Origin of the sequence: Corallococcus sp. AB030, assembly GCF_003668965.1 — a bacterium.
Lineage (GTDB): Bacteria > Myxococcota > Myxococcia > Myxococcales > Myxococcaceae > Corallococcus > Corallococcus exiguus.
Genome location: NZ_RAWQ01000034.1, coordinates 1 through 15,635 on the forward strand (window position 1 = coordinate 1; position 15,635 = coordinate 15,635).

15 protein-coding genes and 1 pseudogene are annotated in these 15,635 nt (G+C 70.2%); 13 read left to right on the top strand and 3 right to left on the bottom strand.

Annotated features, from left to right (window positions below; all coding sequences use genetic code 11):
* Positions 1-416, bottom strand: a pseudogene (locus tag D7Y15_RS11390) (hypothetical protein); the annotation flags it as partial.
* 191 nt (positions 417-607) lie between these two features.
* Here D7Y15_RS11390 and D7Y15_RS11395 point away from each other — a divergent pair.
* Positions 608-1,510, top strand: a complete 903-nt coding sequence (locus D7Y15_RS11395; protein WP_121752566.1) for an MTAP family purine nucleoside phosphorylase — start codon at positions 608-610, stop codon at positions 1,508-1,510.
* Between the two features lie 118 nt (positions 1,511-1,628).
* Positions 1,629-2,678, top strand: a complete 1,050-nt coding sequence (locus D7Y15_RS11400) for a YihY/virulence factor BrkB family protein (RefSeq protein WP_121752567.1) — start codon at positions 1,629-1,631, stop codon at positions 2,676-2,678.
* A 27-nt stretch (positions 2,679-2,705) separates the two neighbouring features.
* On the opposite strand, the gene D7Y15_RS11405 is transcribed toward D7Y15_RS11400, so the two are convergent.
* A complete protein-coding gene (locus D7Y15_RS11405; protein ID WP_121752568.1) occupies positions 2,706-3,530 on the bottom strand; it encodes a M48 family metallopeptidase in 825 nt (274 codons plus the stop codon).
* A gap of 146 nt (positions 3,531-3,676) precedes the next feature.
* On the opposite strand from D7Y15_RS11405, the gene mutM reads away from it, so the two are divergent.
* The 9 genes from mutM (at position 3,677) to D7Y15_RS11450 (ending at position 12,382) form a co-directional block, all read left to right on the top strand.
* Positions 3,677-4,579: a bifunctional DNA-formamidopyrimidine glycosylase/DNA-(apurinic or apyrimidinic site) lyase gene (mutM, locus tag D7Y15_RS11410; protein ID WP_121752569.1), complete on the top strand. Its 903-nt coding sequence runs from the start codon at positions 3,677-3,679 to the stop codon at positions 4,577-4,579.
* A 79-nt stretch (positions 4,580-4,658) separates the two neighbouring features.
* Positions 4,659-6,527 (top strand): TIGR04551 family protein, encoded by a 1,869-nt coding sequence (locus tag D7Y15_RS11415; protein ID WP_233597059.1) that lies wholly within the window; start codon positions 4,659-4,661, stop codon positions 6,525-6,527.
* Positions 6,528-6,530: 3 nt separating this feature from the next.
* Positions 6,531-6,746 carry a hypothetical protein gene (locus tag D7Y15_RS11420; protein WP_120577268.1) on the top strand — a complete coding sequence of 72 codons (216 nt, stop codon included), beginning with the start codon at positions 6,531-6,533 and terminating at the stop codon, positions 6,744-6,746.
* Positions 6,743-7,984, top strand: a complete 1,242-nt coding sequence (gene lysA, locus D7Y15_RS11425) for a diaminopimelate decarboxylase (protein ID WP_121752570.1) — start codon at positions 6,743-6,745, stop codon at positions 7,982-7,984. The genes D7Y15_RS11420 and lysA overlap by 4 nt, the downstream gene beginning before the upstream one ends.
* A 16-nt stretch (positions 7,985-8,000) precedes the next feature.
* Complete coding sequence (gene dapA / locus D7Y15_RS11430) at positions 8,001-8,888, top strand: 4-hydroxy-tetrahydrodipicolinate synthase (RefSeq protein ID WP_121752571.1); 888 nt, start codon at positions 8,001-8,003, stop codon at positions 8,886-8,888.
* Positions 8,889-8,902: 14 nt separating this feature from the next.
* Positions 8,903-9,721, top strand: a complete 819-nt coding sequence (gene dapB, locus D7Y15_RS11435) for a 4-hydroxy-tetrahydrodipicolinate reductase (RefSeq protein ID WP_121752572.1) — start codon at positions 8,903-8,905, stop codon at positions 9,719-9,721.
* Positions 9,718-10,485, top strand: a complete 768-nt coding sequence (locus D7Y15_RS11440) for a fumarylacetoacetate hydrolase family protein (RefSeq protein WP_120599242.1) — start codon at positions 9,718-9,720, stop codon at positions 10,483-10,485. Before dapB ends, D7Y15_RS11440 begins: the two co-directional genes overlap by 4 nt.
* On the top strand, positions 10,482-11,021 hold the full coding sequence (folK, locus tag D7Y15_RS11445; RefSeq protein WP_121752573.1) for a 2-amino-4-hydroxy-6-hydroxymethyldihydropteridine diphosphokinase: 540 nt from the start codon (positions 10,482-10,484) through the stop codon (positions 11,019-11,021). Before D7Y15_RS11440 ends, folK begins: the two co-directional genes overlap by 4 nt.
* On the top strand, positions 11,018-12,382 hold the full coding sequence (locus D7Y15_RS11450; protein ID WP_121752574.1) for a hypothetical protein: 1,365 nt from the start codon (positions 11,018-11,020) through the stop codon (positions 12,380-12,382). The genes folK and D7Y15_RS11450 overlap by 4 nt, the downstream gene beginning before the upstream one ends.
* On the opposite strand, the gene D7Y15_RS11455 is transcribed toward D7Y15_RS11450, so the two are convergent.
* Positions 12,383-13,456 (bottom strand): SIS domain-containing protein, encoded by a 1,074-nt coding sequence (locus D7Y15_RS11455; RefSeq protein ID WP_120577275.1) that lies wholly within the window; start codon positions 13,454-13,456, stop codon positions 12,383-12,385.
* A 136-nt stretch (positions 13,457-13,592) separates the two neighbouring features.
* On the opposite strand from D7Y15_RS11455, the gene fsa reads away from it, so the two are divergent.
* Positions 13,593-14,258, top strand: a complete 666-nt coding sequence (gene fsa, locus D7Y15_RS11460; protein ID WP_014399257.1) for a fructose-6-phosphate aldolase — start codon at positions 13,593-13,595, stop codon at positions 14,256-14,258.
* Positions 14,259-14,397: 139 nt separating this feature from the next.
* Positions 14,398-15,534: an acyl-CoA dehydrogenase family protein gene (locus D7Y15_RS11465; RefSeq protein WP_121752575.1), complete on the top strand. Its 1,137-nt coding sequence runs from the start codon at positions 14,398-14,400 to the stop codon at positions 15,532-15,534.
* Positions 15,535-15,635 lie beyond the last annotated feature (101 nt).

Genomic DNA, 15,635 nt, shown 5'->3' on the forward strand with positions numbered 1-15,635 from the left:
GGCGTGCGCTCCGGCTCGCGGGCCCTCGCCGGAACGGCCGCCTGCTGACGCCCGTTGTTCTTCGCGGGCTTCTCGTCCGACGCGCGGTAGCCCGTGCGCTCCGGGGGCGGCTCCGGCGGATCATCGTAGGAGTCGCGCACCGGCCTCGCGCGCGGCTGCTTGTTCTCCTCGTCGCCGAACGGGTCCTCCTCGCGGCGGCGGTCCTTCTCCTCGATTTCGCGCAGCTTGGCCGCTTCCGTCTTGCTCGTCCGGCGCTCGGGCGCGGCCTCCGGTGCGTCCGGCGCCCGGTTGTTCACCGCGTTGAACTGGCGGGTGCACTGGGTGCGCTTGTCCAGGCAGCTGTCGAAACAGCGCGTCAGCTTCTTGATGGCGGCGCCGTTGCCGCCGTACTCGATGGTGCAGTCCTCCTTGCACATGGTGGCGTCCTCCTCGCATCCGGGCGGGACGGGACCGGCCAGGGCAGGGGTTCCAAACAGGACGCTGAGGACGACGAGGCGCGGAAGAAGACGCATGGCAAATGTGAAAGCTACCAGTCTTCCGAGCTTCCTGGGCGAGCCCCCCGCGATATCGTCAGGCCTACGCCCGGCGACCGGGCGAGAGGAGACGCATGGCGGCGGTCAAGGTGGGCATCATCGGGGGCCAGGCCCTCTACCAGGCCCTGGGACTCCAGGGGCGCGGCGAACACCTCTCCGTGGAGACGCCCTTCGGGCCCCACAGCGCCCCACTCATCACCACGGAGCTGGACGGAGTCCCCATCCTCTTCGTCTTCCGCCACGGCCAGGGTCACGTCCACAACGCCACCCGCGCCCCCTACCGCGCCAACCTCTTCGCCCTGAAGACGCTCGGCGTCACCCACGTCCTCGCCACCGGCACCGTGGGCAGCCTGCGTGACTCCATCCAGCCGCTGCACCTGGCCCTGCCGGATCAGGTCATCGACCGGACCTACCGCCGCCCCTGCACGTTCTACGACGACGTCGCCGTGCACGTGGAGCTGGCCCAGCCCTTCTGCGCCACCCTGCGCCAGACGCTCATCGACGCGGCCCCCAAGAGCGATACGACGAGCGACACGGAGGTGCACTCCTCCGCCACCTACGTCTGCATCGAGGGCCCCTCCTTGAGCACCCAGGCGGAGAGCCAGCTGTACCGCACGTGGGGCGGGGACCTGGTGGGGCTCACCGCCATGCCGGAGGCGCGGCTCGCCCGCGAGGCGGAGCTGCACTACGCCCTCATCGCGCTGCCCACCGACCACGACTCCTGGCGCTCGCAGCCCGTGGGCCAGGAGCCCGAAGCGCTCCTTCCGCAGTTCACCCAGCGGCTGGACGCCGTCACCGCCCACGGCGCCGCGCTCCTGCGCCGCGCGCTGCCCCGCATCGCGAGCACGCCCACCACCTGTCGCTGCGCCAGCGCGCTCGCGCTGGCCATCTTCACCGACCGCACCCGCATCCCCGCGGACGTGAAGAGCCGCCTGCGCCCGCTGCTGGGCCGCTACCTGCCCTCTGGGCTCGTCTAGCGTTCAACACCCGGCACGTCGCCAGCGCCTCTGACCGTGAGCGCTCGGCCGCCTGCCTGCTGCCGAATGCCCGGACCGACCCCACATTGGCTCCCCACAGACCCGGAGGGGGAAGCACATGGGGCTGCCACGGCTCAAGTACCTGACGTGGAGGGAGTTCGCGCGTCGCTTCTGGAAGGAGATTGAAGAGGACACCGTCACCGACGTGGCGGCGCAGCTGTCCTACTACTTCATCTTCTCCCTGTTCCCCTTCCTGTTCTTCCTCGTCACGCTGGTGGCGTACATGCCGTTCGCGCCCGGCGCCGTGGACGCGATGATGGAGCGCATCCGCCCGCTGGTGCCCGGCGACGCGCTGGGCGTGGTGAGCCAGCACCTGACCTCCATCGTCGGGGAGACGCGTCCCAAGCTGCTCACCGTGGGTCTCGTGGTGGCGCTGTGGACCGCGTCGCGCGGCGTGGATGCCCTGCGCAAGGCGCTCAACATGGCCTACGACGTGTCGGAGTCCCGGCCCTATTGGAAGACGCAGGGCCTGGCGCTGATGGTGACGCTGATGGGCGGCCTGCTGATTCCCCTGTCCTTCGCCATCCTGCTCCTGGGAGGGCGCGTGGGGGCGTGGGCGGCGGACAAGCTGGCGCTCATCGACGAGTTCCACCTCGTCTGGTCCTGGCTGCGCTGGCCCTTCACCGCGGCGCTGGTGATGCTGATGCTGTCGCTCTGTTACTACCTGCTGCCGGATGTGAAGCAGCGCTTCAAGTACATCACCCCGGGCTCCGTGCTTGGCACGCTGGCGTGGCTGGGCAGCACCTGGGGCTTCACCCAGTACGTGGAGCACTTCGGCAAGTACGACGTCACCTACGGCTCCATCGGTGGCGTGGTGGTGCTGCTGCTGTGGCTCTACATCTCCGGGCTCATCTTCATCCTCGGAGGGGAGCTCAACGCCATCCTCGAACACGCCTCCGCGCAGGGGAAGGCCAAGGGCGCGAGGGACTTCGGCCAGCCCGCGCCCCTGGAGCCGCCCCTCAAGACGCCCGGCGCGGCCAAGAGCGCCGCCAGCGCCCGGAAGACGCGGCTCGCGCTGTTCAAGCGCAAGCGCCGCGTGGCGGAGGGCAAGGATCCGGAGCCCCCGGGGCTCGAGCAGGACGGGAGTGACAACCCGTCCGTGCACTGAGAGCGCCGGGGACCGGAAAAGGGGTGACTACTGCTTGGGCAGCTTCGCCTGGATGGCCGTCAGCCCGCCCGCGGTGTTGCGGTCACCCTTGAGGCCCTGCTGCGCGATGATCTTCCGCAGGTGCGCGATGCGGTCCTCGTTGGTGGGGTGCGTGGACAGCCACTTGAGCACGCCCGGCGTGGAGCCCTGCTCCTTCTGGAGCTTCTGGAAGAAGGTGATGAGGCCGTTGGGGTCGAAGCCCGCGGCGGAGGAGTACTTCGCGCCGTACTCGTCCGCTTCCGTCTCCTCGCTGCGGCCGTGCGCCAGCTGCAGTCCTCCGCCCGCCAGCTGCGCGGCGATCTGCGCGGCCGTGCCCGGGTTCTGGCCCAGCGCCACCTGGGTGATGGCCTGCAGGCCGTAGGCGTTCACCATGGCGCGTGCGGAGTGACGGCCCACCACGTGGCCCGCCTCGTGCGCCATCACGCCCGCCAGCTCCGACTCCGTGTCCGCCGCGAGCAGCAGGCCCGTGTACACGTAGAGGAAGCCACCCGGCGTGGCGAAGGCGTTGACCGTCTTCGGGTCATTGATGACGTTGACCTTCCACTTCACCCCGGAGCGGTCCTTGTTGGCCTGCGCGAGGATGGGCCCGGAGATGCCGCGGACGTACTCCAGCACCTGCGGGTCCTCCACGTATTTGATGTTCTCCTTCGTCTCCAGCTCCTTCTTCACCTGGAGGCCGAGCTGGTTCTCCTGCTCGTCGGAGATGAGGACACTGGCAATCGCCTTCTCCGCGCCCACGCGCTGCTTGGCGCAGCCCGTGGAGAGGCCCGAGGCCAGGGTGAGGGTCAGGAGTGCGGTGACCATCCGTTGCATGGGCGAGTCGTCCTTCTCTTGGGGGTTGGAGGCCTTCGCGGCCCGTCGTAGCCGTGCCGCCACGTTCCGGGCAAGCACCTTCCCGGCGCGCCATCCACCGGGGGACATGCACCGGAGACAGTCCGGTGGTATGCCCCGGCGCCTGGATGCCTGAACTACCGGAAGTGGAGATCGCCCGGCGCAACCTGGAGCGCTGGTTCAAGGGCCACCGCATCGTGCGCGCGGAAGCGGACCCCACCCGCGTCTTCCGGGGGGCGGAGCTGCCCCACTTCACCCGGCTCACCGGACGCGTCACCACCCTGGAACGCAAGGGGAAGTACCTGCTGCTCAGCCTGGAGGGCGGCCACGGCCTGATGGCCCACCTGGGCATGACGGGCAAGTTCGTGCGCCGGAAGGAAGGCGAGCCCGTCCCCCACAGCCGCGCCCGCTTCCACCTGGATGACGGCCACGTGGTCCACTTCAGTGATCCACGCCTCTTCGGCCGCATGGAGCCCGTGCCCGCGAAGGAGTTGTGGGAGCTGCCCTCGGTGAAGGCCCTGGGGATAGACCCCCTGACGGAAGGGCTCACTGGCCCCCAGCTCCAGGAGGCGGTGGGGGACTCCAAGCAGGACTTGAAGGTGGCGCTGATGGACCAGGGCCGCGTGGCGGGCCTGGGCAACATCCACGCCGCGGAGGCGCTCTTCCGCGCGGGGCTGCACCCGGCGCGCAAGCCCGGCACCCTCACGCCTGACGACTGGAAGCACCTGGCCAAGGCCATCCACGCCGCGTTCGACTTCGCCTTCAAGGAGCAGGAGGGCGAGGACATCACCTATCTAGAGGAGGCGGGCTCCGTGAACCGCTTCCGCGTCTACGGACGGGCGAACGGGCCGTGCTCGAAGTGCGGAACGACGGTGGAGTCCTTCACCCAGGGTGGGCGCACCACGCATTTCTGTCCGAAATGTCAGCCGCTCTCCATGGTTGCTGTCCGCGCGTCCCGGAAGGGGACGGCGGCGGGGAAGGGGCCGGCTTCCGCCGTCATCGGCCCGAAACCCCGATCCCGTAGACGTTGACACCCCAGGGGGGCATGGCTTGAATCGCCCGCCCTTTACACCCGGCCGCGTCATGTCGCGGCCCCGGAGACCGTTGACCATGTCTCACGTCCTGCTGGCGGCGCTGCTCGTCGCCTCGTCCACGGCCACCGCGCAGACGCCGGTGCCCGATGGTGGCACCACGCCCTCGGCACCCCAGGAGTCGGCTCCCGCCGCGGCTCCCGCGGCTCCGGCCGCCGTTTCCCCCGCCCCCACCACGGAGGGCTCCGTCAGCCGCGAGGAGTTGGAGCAGCGCCTGGAGGCCACGCGTCAGGAGCTGCGCGAGGACATCCGCGCGCAGACGGCCACCCAGGCCGTGGCCAACAACGACTGGCAGGAGGAGTGGACGGAGGAGAAGCGCAAGCTGGAGCTGTTCACGCTGGACGGCTACCTGCGCGTCCGCCCCGTGCTCTTCTACAAGTTCGACCTGGGCAAGCCCGCGCTGCCCTCCGGCACGCCCCTGGGCCGCCAGCTGTGGACGCGCTCGCCGCGCTCCGCCTCCGAGCAGACCCAGGCGGGCGCCAACATGCGCTTCCGCCTGGACCCGTCCTTCAACGTCTCCGAGGACGTGCGCATCAAGGCGCAGGTGGACGCGCTGGACAACGTCCTCCTGGGCTCCAACCCGGACAGCGCCTACAGCGGGGATGGGCGCAACAACTTCACGCTCTTCTCTGAGAACGAGTCCCCGTCCAACTCCGCCGTCAACGCGTTCAAGGACTCCGTCATCGTGCGGCGCGCGTACGGTGAGGTGACGACGCCGGTGGGCATCCTGCGCTTCGGCCGCATGGGCAGCCACTGGGGCCTGGGCATGTTGCGCAACGACGGCAACTGCCTGGACTGCGACTACGGCGACACGGTGGACCGCATCCAGTTCGTCACGGAGCCGTTCGCCGGCTGGTACGTGACGCCCATGCTGGACTTCAACTCGGAGGGCCTGTCCACGGAGAAGGCCAACACCCTGGGCGAGCCGGTGGACCTCACCCAGTCCGACGACGCGCACAGCCTGGTGCTGGCCATCGCGCGGCGCGACACCGAGCAGCAGCAGAAGGCCAAGCTGGACAACAACCAGGGCGTCCTCAACTACGGCCTGTACTTCACCTACCGCACGCAGCGGTACTCCACCCTGTCGGAGACGGGCGTCCCGTTCGACGTGGCGAACCCCTCCAACCCGATCACCGTCACCACGCCGGCGTTCGTCCCGCGCGGCGGCACGCTCTACATCCCGGACCTGTGGTTCAAGTACGAGGAGAAGAAGTTCCGCATCGAGGCCGAGTTCGCCGCGCAGCTGGGCTCCATCGACGGGCGCGCCCTCACGGCCAACGACCCCACCACCCAGTCGCTGCGCATCGCGCAGTTCGGCGGCGTGCTCCAGACGGAGTTCCACGTCATCGAGAACAAGCTGCACCTGGGCATCGAGATGGGCTTCGCCTCCGGTGACAGGGCGCCGGGCTTCGGCAACTACCCGGGCCGTCAGGGCTCGGGCTCGGATGGCAACACCGCGCCGGGCGACGTGGAGGGCCGTCAGTACAGCTGCGACAACGGCGGCTGCAGCGACAACGCCATCCGCAACTTCCGCTTCAACCGCGACTACCGCGTGGACGTCATCCTGTGGCGGTCCATCCTCAATGGCGTCACCGACGCGTTCTACGTGAAGCCGGGCCTCAAGTACTCCATCGCGGAGGGCTTCGACGTCTACGGCAGCGTCATCTACTCGCAGGCGTTCTACGCGGAGTCGACGCCGTCCTACATCAGCAAGAGCCTGGGCCTGGAGGCGGACATCGGCGCGCGCTACATCACCGAGGACGGCTTCGTGGCGGGCATCGACTACGGCATCCTCTTCCCGCTGGACGGCCTGAAGGACCTGAACCTGCCGGGCCAGGAGCTCAGCACCGCGCACGCCATCCGCGGCATGCTGGCCATCCGGTTCTAGCCCATGCGCTCCTCCCTCCCGCGGCTGTTCGCCGCCGCCAGCCTGACGTTCGCGCTGGTGGCGTGCGGCATCAAGGGCAGCCCCCGCGCGCCCCGGCCGGCGCCGCTGCCCGCGCCCACTGCGGAGACGATTCCCGCGCAGCAATCGCCACGCGGACCCGTGGAGCCCTCCGGCCCCACGGTGCCTCCGTCCACCGTAGACGCCGGGCTGCCCGAGTGAGCTTCTTCCACCACCAGAAGGGCGTGCTGCACGCCGAGAAGGTGCCGCTGCCCGCCATCGCGGACGCGGTGGGCACCCCCACGTACGTCTACTCCACCGCCGCGCTCACGGAGCGCTTCCAGGCGGTGACGGAGGCGTTCCAGGGGCAGAAGCACCTCATCTGCTACTCGGTGAAGGCCAACTCCAACCTGGCCATCCTGGGCCTCTTCGCCCGGCTGGGCAGCGGCTTCGACATCGTGTCCGGCGGCGAGCTGGCGCGCGTGAAGCAGGCCAGCGGCGAACCGGGCAGGACGGTGTTCGCGGGCGTGGGCAAGACGCCGGACGAGATGGCCCAGGCGCTGTCCCAGGGCCTCTTGCTCTTCAACGTGGAGAGCGCGGAGGAGCTGGAGGCGCTGGATGCCGTGGGGCGAAAGCTGGGCAAGCGCGCGCCGTTCGCCCTGCGCGTGAACCCGGACGTGGACGCGCGCACGCACCGCTACATCTCCACCGGCCTGAAGACGTCCAAGTTCGGTGTGCCCTTCGAGGAGGCGGTCGCCCTCTACGCGAAGGCGAAGAAGATGAAGGGGCTGAAGGCGCTGGGGCTGGACTGCCACATCGGCTCGCAGCTCACGCGCACCGCCCCCATGAAGGCCGCCCTCACCAAGGTGGCGGACCTCTACGTCACGCTCAAGGCCCGGGGCCACGCGCTGGAGTACCTGGACGTGGGTGGCGGGCTGGGCATCACCTATTCGGATGAGACGCCGCCCAGCCCCCAGGAGTACGCGCGCACGGTGCTGAACGCGACGGAGGCCACCGGGGCCACGCTGCTGCTGGAGCCGGGGCGGGCGCTCGTGGGCAACGCGGGCGTGCTGCTCACGCGCGTGCTGTACCGGAAGCCCACCGAAGCGCGGACCTTCGTCGTCGTCGACGCGGGCATGAACGACCTGCTGCGCCCGGCCCTCTACGAAGCGCACCATGACCTCCAGCCGGTGGTGAAGCGCCGCGGCCGGGACGTGGAGGTGGACGTCGTGGGGCCGGTGTGTGAGTCCACGGACGTGCTCGCGCGGGCGCGCCCCCTGGTGTTGCCCCGCCAGGCCGACCTGTACGCCTTCATGAGCGCCGGGGCTTACGGGATGAGCATGGCTTCCACCTACAACTCGCGGCCCCGGCCGGCGGAGGTGCTGGTGGACGGAGCGGCCTGGCGTGTCGTACGGGAGCGCGAGCGCGTCGAGGACCTCTGGCGCGGTGAGCGGGCCTGAACGTATAAGCGCCGGAATGAAGACCTTCGAAGGCTCCATGACGGCGCTGGCGACTCCGTTCCTCGACGGCGCGCTGGACGAGGGGGCCTTCCGGGCCCTGGTGCGCTTCCAGCTGGACGGCGGCACGAACGTGCTGCTGCCCATGGGCACCACCGGCGAAGCGGTCACCATGGATGCGGACGAGCGCGCGCGCGCCATCGCCGTCGTCGTGGACGAGGTGAAGGGCCGCGTGCCGGTGGTGGCGGGCGCGGGCAGCAACAGCACGCGCGAGACGATGGATTCCGTGCGCCGCGCGCGCGAGGTGGGCGCCAACGGCGCGCTCATCGTCACGCCCTACTACAACAAGCCCACGCAGGCGGGCCTGGTGGAGCACTACCGCGCCATCGCGAAGGCGCACCCGGGCTTCCCGCTCATCGCCTACAACGTGCCGGGCCGCACGGGCGTGGACCTGCTGCCGGAGACGGTGCTCCAGCTGTGTGACATCCCGGAGGTCGTGGCGCTGAAGGAGGCCACGGGCAACCTCATCCGCGCGGTGGACCTGGTGGAGAAGTGCGGCGACCGGATGACGTTCCTGTCCGGCGACGACTTCACGGTGCTGCCCTTCATCGCGTGCGGCGGCAAGGGCGTCATCTCCGTGTCCTCCAACGTCGCGCCCCGCATGATGGCGGACCTGGTGGCGGCGGCGCGGAGCAACGACATCGCGAAGGCGCGCGGCCTCCAGGTGCGGATGAACGCACTGCACCGGCTGCTCTTCGTGGAGTCCAACCCCATCCCGGTGAAGTGGGCGCTGCACCTGATGGGCATGTTCGGCCCGGAAGTCCGGCTGCCGCTCGTGCCCATGGGCGAGGCGAACGCCGCGAAGTTGAAGGCCGAGCTGTCCGGGCTGGGCCTGCTGAAGGCCTGAAGGGAAAGCGCGCCATGACCCGCACCGTCATCACCGGCATCTCCGGCCGCATGGGCAGCACGCTGGTGCGCCTGGCGAAGGCCGCCAGCGACCTTCCGGTGGTGGGCGCCACGGTGCGCCCGGGCAGCCCCCTCTCCGGTCAGGACGCGGGGCTCGTGGCCCGGCTGGGCGCGCCGCTGGACGTGATTGCGCACGACGACCTGGGCCGCGCGCTGGACGGCGCGAAGGCGGACGTCGTCGTGGACTTCACCGGCCCGGAGGCCACGCTGCGGCACGCGCGCATCTGCGCCGAGCGCGGCGTGGCGCTGGTGGTGGGCACCACGGGCTTCACGCCGGAAGGGCGCGCGCAGCTGGAGGCGCACGCGAAGCGGATCCCCATTGTCGCGGCACCCAACATGTCCGTGGGCGTGAACCTGGTCATCCGCATGGCGGCGGAGCTGGCGCGCGTGCTGGGCCCGTCGTTCGACGTGGAGGTGCTGGAGGCGCACCACCGCATGAAGAAGGACGCGCCCAGCGGCACCGCGCTCAAGCTGGCGGAGGTGCTGATGGACGCGCTGGGCCGCACGAAGGACGACCTCACCTTCGCGCGCGAGGGGCAGACGGGCGCCCGCCCGCCGGGTGAGATTGGCGTGCAGGCGCTGCGCGGCGGGGACGTCGTGGGCGAGCACACGGTCTACTTTTTCGGCGAGGGCGAGCGCATCGAGCTCACCCACCGCGCGACGAACCGTGATCAGTTCGCGACAGGGGCGCTGAGGGCCGCGCGCTGGGTGGCGGGCCGCGCTCCGGGACTCTATGACATGGCCGACGTGCTCGGCCTCCAGGGGAAGACATGACCGCCCGTTACTGCCGCTTCCAGGTCGAGGGCCGTGCCAGCTACGGCCGCGTCGACGGCAACGAGGTGGTGGTGCTCACCGCCGCGCCGTGGGCCGGCGGCAAGGAGACCGGCCTGCGCCGTTCGCTCAAGGGCCTCACGCTGCTCACGCCGTCGGACGCGTCGAAGGTCGTCTGCATCGGCCAGAACTACCGCAAGCACGCGGAGGAGATGGGCAAGCCCATCCCCACGGAGCCGCTCATCTTCACCAAGCCCTCCACCGCGCTCAACGGCCCGGGTGCGCCCATCCGCCTCCCCAAGGCGAGCCAGGAAGTGCACTACGAAGCGGAGCTGGCGCTCGTCATCAGTGAGCGCCTGAAGAACGCCGACGAGGCCACCGCCGCGCGCGCCATCTGGGGCCTCACCTGCTTCAACGACGTCACCGCGCGCGACATCCAGCGCAAGGAAATCCAGCACACCCGCGCCAAGGGCTACGACACCTTCGCCTGCGCGGGCCCCTGGGCCGTGACGGGCCTGTCCCCCGCGGACCTGCGGGTGGTGTGCCGGGTGAACGGACAGGTGCGCCAGGATGGCCGCACGTCCGACATGGTGTTCAGCCCCGCCCGCCTGGTCTCCTTCATCTCCCACATCATGACGCTGCTGCCCGGCGACCTGGTGAGCACAGGCACTCCATCTGGCGTGGGCGCGCTCAAGGCGGGGGACACGGTGGAGGTGGAGCTGGAGGGAATCGGAACCCTGGTGAACCCGGTTGAGATGGAGCCTTGAGTGCGACCGTCTATGTAGGACTGGGTTCCAACGAGGGCGACCGCGAGTCCCACCTCGTGGCCGCCCTTGCCGCGATGTCGTGCATCGACGCGGTGTCGGTGCTGGGCTGTTCCTCCCTCTATGACTCGGCCCCGGTGGGGCCCGCGCAGCCGCGCTTCCTCAACGCCGTGGTGGCGCTGGAGTGCGACCTGACGCCGCAGCGCCTGCTGTGCATCCTCCAGCGGATTGAGCAGGACCTGGGCCGCCGCCGGACGCAGCGCTGGGGCCCGCGCACCATCGACCTGGACATCCTCCTGTGGGACGAGGAGGACCACTCCGTCGTCGCGGACGCGAACCTCCAGGTGCCCCACCTTGAACTGCACAAGCGCCGCTTCGCGCTGGAGCCCCTGGCGGAGCTGGCCCCCGACGCCCGCCACCCGGTGCTGGGCGTGACGGTGCAGGAACTGCTCGCGAAGCTCGCCCCCCAGGACGTCCGCAAGCGCGAGGCCCTCTTCTGGCCCGACATGGGCGCCCGTTTCCCCGTCCACGAACTATGAGCCTGTCCCTCGTCCTGGCCACGACCGCGCTGCTCGCGGCCGAGCCCACCTCCCTGCCTCCCGGCCACCCCACGATTCCGCCCGGCACCCAGGCGTCGCCTACCGGCATGGGCGCCGCCCCCAACGGCGCATTGCCCGCCGGCCACCCCACGATGCCCGCGGGCTCCCCCGTGGCTCCGGGCACGCCGCTGCCGTCGGGCCACCCCACGGTGGACACGAACAAGCTGCCGCCCTCCGCCGAGGAGCTGATGAAGCAACTCGACTCGTCCGAAGGCCTGCGCGAGCGGGAGAAGACCTTCGAGATCGCCTCGTCGCTGGGCAAGCTCTACTACATGAACGGCCGCAACGCGGAGGCGCTGTCCTACCTGGGCCAGGCGCAGGCCAAGGCGGACGGCGCGCGCGCGCTGTTCCTCGCGTCCCGCAAGAAGCTGGGCAACGCGGCCATCCCCACCCCGGAGGCCGCCCACTGCGGCTTCACGCCGGGCCAGGCGCTGGACTCCATGGCGGCCGTGGCGCAGGCCCGCGCGAAGTCCGGGGACGCCGCCGGCGCCGCCGCGTGCGCCCTGGCCGCGCTGGTGCCCGCGCTGGACGTGGACGTGCTGCGCGGCAACGCGCTGTACCTGAGCGGTGACAGCGCCAACGCGCTGAAGGCGTACGCGCGGGTGCTGGAGGTGGCGCCCCGCCACGAAGAAGCGCTCTATGCCCACTCGTCGCTGCTCTTCGAGACGAAGGGCGAGGACCTCCAGGCGCTCAAGTCCGCGCGCGAGGGCTTCGACGCGCTGGTGACGTCGCACCCGGAATCCCAGCGCGCGGCCATGGCCCGCGAGCTGAGCGTGCGCATCGAGGAGACGGTGAAGGCGGGCGGCAGGAAGAAGTGGCTCGCGTCGCGCGCCGCGGACCGCAAGGTGCGCCTGTCCCAGTCCACCGCGCAGGCCGCCGCGATGCCGTCGGACGCGCCGCGCCCGCTGTCGCCGGAGATGGTGGACGCGGTGAAGAACACCGAGCGCACGCCGGAGCTGGAGGCGGGCCTCACCAAGCTGGTGGATGAAGGCGAGGAGCACCTGGCGCGCGGCCGCTACCAGGAGGCCCTGGCCAACTACACCCGCGTGGTGCCCTTCCAGCCGGAGAACGGCCGCGCCAAGGCGGGCATGGCCTGGGCGCTGGTGGGCCTGGGCCGTCCCATGGGCGCGCGCGTGTGGAGCGTGGCGCTGGAGTCCGACGCGGGCGCGGTGGAGAAGCTGGGCGACACGCTGCTCGCCAAGGGCGACGCGAAGGGCGCCAAGGCCCTCTGGGAGAAGCTGGCCCAGGACGTACCCAACTACCCCAACAAGGCCGCGCTGCAGGCGAAGCTGTCGCAGTAGCTACACGAACTTCGCCGCCAGCAGGTCCTGGACGTCGAGCAGGCCCACCGCGCGGCCCTCGACGTCCACCACGGGCAGCTGGTCCACCCTCAGCTCGCGCATCTGCGTGGCGGCGGTGAGCACCAGCGTGTCCGGGGTGATGCAGCGCGGGCGCTTGCCCATCACCTGCCGCACCGGCACCTCGAAGTCCGTGTGGCCCCGCTCCACCAGCCGGCGCAGGTCGCCGTCCGTGAAGATGCCCTCCAGCTTCCCGTCGCGGTCCACCACGCACGCGGCGCCCGGCCTGCCCGGCGTGTTGGTCATCACCACCACCGCCTGGGACAGCCGCGCGGTGTCCAGCACCAGCGGGTTCGCGGGGCCCGTGCGCATCAGCTCGAAGACGCGCAGCACGGAGCGCCCCAGCTTCCCGCCCGGGTGCAGCAGCGCGTAGTCGTCCCGCCCGAAGGGACGTGAACGCAGGAGCGTCATCGCCAGCGCGTCGCCCACTGCGTGCAGCGCGGCGGTGGACGCGGTGGGGACCAGGCCCATGGGGCAGGCCTCTTCAATCCGGCCGATGTCCAGCACCACCTCCGCGCCCTTCGCGAGCGGGCTGTCCGCGTCCCCGGTGAGCGCCACCACCGGCGTGCCCATGCGCTTGAAGAGGGGCAAGAGGCGCAGCAATTCCTCCGTGCTGCCGCTGTTGGACAGCGCGAGGATGACGTCGCCCGCGCCCACGCGGCCCAGGTCGCCGTGCACGGCCTCCGCGGGGTGGAGGAACACGGAGCGGATGCCGGTGGACGCCAACGTGGAGGACAGCTTCTGGCCGATGTGGCCCGCCTTCCCCATGCCCGTCACCACCACCTGCCCCGGGCAGTCGCGCACCAGCTTCAGCGCGCGCAGGAACGCGTCCCCCAGCCGGTCCGTGACGCCCAGAATCGCGCGGGCCTCCGCCTCCAGCACGCCGCGCGCGTACGTGAGCGCGGCCTCGTCATCCGCATCCCGGGCCCGAGGATTGACGGGGGCGGGGGACGGCGCGCGGCCGGGGAGGGCACGCAGTTTCGGCTTCTTGGCGGTGGAGCGGGGAGCGCGGGCCATGGATGGGCGCTACCTCTACTCCGCCACGCCGTGGGCGGCCATCCTTGACGCATGGGGGGGCCTGGGCTACGGCCTGCCCGCCCGGCCGCCCGTGGCCGGGGAAACCTTCTTCACCACCGGAAACCGAGGGGACGGCATGAAGTTCTTCATCGACAGCGCGGACGTCGGCGAAATCCGCAAGGCCCACGAAATGGGCTGCGTGGACGGCGTCACCACCAACCCGTCACTGCTGGCCAAGGTCGGCCGCAACCTGGAAGAGACCATCCGGGAGATCTGCTCCATCGTCGACGGTCCCATCAGCGCCGAGTGCGTGTCGCTGACGGCCCCGGAGCTCATCAAGGAAGGCCAGGGCCTGGCGAAGATCCACGACAACGTCGTGGTGAAGATTCCCATGGGCGTGGAGGGCATGAAGGCCGTCAAGGCGCTCACCGCCGACGGCATCCGCACCAACGTCACCCTCTGCTTCTCCGCCAACCAGGCCCTGCTGTGCGCCAAGGCCGGCGCCACGTACGTGTCGCCCTTCGTGGGCCGGCTGGACGACATCTCCCAGGACGGCATGGAGCTCATCGCCCACATCCTGGAGATCTACCAGAACTACGACTTCACCACGCAGGTGCTGGTGGCCAGCGTGCGCAACCCCGTCCACGTCCTCCAGGCCGCGCGCCTGGGCGCGGACGTGGCCACGCTGCCCTACAACGTCATCACCCAGCTGGCGAACCACCCCCTCACCGACGCGGGCATCCAGAAGTTCCTCGCGGATTGGGAAAAGGTCCCCAAGCAGGGCAAGCCCGCCGGGAAGTAGCCACCCGGCCGTCCCCCTGCCGTTCCGGTGTCCCTGGAACGACGGGGGGGCCCTCGCGGGGGCTGGCGCCTGGACGGCGGGAGCGGTATGGCAGGAGGAGCGGATTGATATTTGAATCAACCCTCCCGGAGCACGCCCCATGGATTTCCAGCTCAGCGAGTCCCAGCGCGCCTTGCAGGACGCCGCGCGCAAGTACGCCCGTGACGTGGTGCGCCCCAAGGCCCCCCACTACGACGAGACCTCCGACTTCCCCAAGGACCTCATCTCCGCGGCCTTCGAGCTGGGTCTGCTCAACATGGCCATCCCGTCCGAGTACAACGGCGTGGGCCTGACGCACCTGGAGCAGGTCATCGTGTGCGAGGAGCTGGCGTGGGGCTGCGCGGGCGTGGCCACGTCCCTCATCGCCAACGACCTGGCCAACCTGCCCATCATCCTCCACGGCACGGACGACCAGAAGAAGCGCCTGCTGGCCCCCTTTGGGGAGAAGCTCAAGCTCAGCTGCTTCTGTCTCACGGAGCCCGCCGCGGGTTCGGACGTGGCGGCCATGGGCACCACCGCGCGCCGCGAGGGTGACGAGTACGTCCTCAACGGCAGCAAGTGCTTCATCACCAACGCCGGCTACGCGGATCAGTTCACCGTGTTCGCCACGCTGGACAAGGGCAAGAAGCACAAGGGCATCACCTGCTTCGTCGTGGAGGGCCGTCCGCAGGGCCTGACCACCGGCAAGCACGAGAACAAGATGGGTCAGCGCGCCAGCAACACCACCACCGTCACGTTCGACGAGGTGCGTGTCCCGGTGGCCAACCGCATCGGCGAGGAGGGCGAGGGCTTCAAGATCGCCATGGCCACGCTGGACAACAGCCGCCCGCTCACCGCGAGCATCTCCATTGGCATCGCCCGCGCGGCGCTGGAGCACTCGCTGGAGTACTCCGCGCAGCGCCACACGATGGGCAAGGCCATCCGCGAGCACCAGGCCGTCCAGTTCATGCTGGCGGAGATGGCCATGAACACCCACGCCGCGCGCCTGCTCACCTACGAGAGCGCGCAGGTGCTGGATGAAGGACAGCGCAACACCCTCCAGTCCAGCTATGCGAAGTGCTTCGCCGCGGACATGGCCATGAAGGTCGCCACGGACGCCGTGCAGGTGTTCGGCGGCTACGGCTACATGAAGGAATACCCCGTGGAGAAGCTGATGCGCGACGCCAAGCTCATCCAGGTCTACGAGGGCACGAGCCAGGTGCAGCGCCTGGTCATCGCGAAGGAACTGTTCAGGTAGAAAAGCAAAACTGTGCCCGGCGGGGCTTTCCCGTTGCCGCCGCCGTGTGCGGATGTCTATTACTCCGGCCCTGATGCGCGACGCGTCAAGCCGCCCCGATT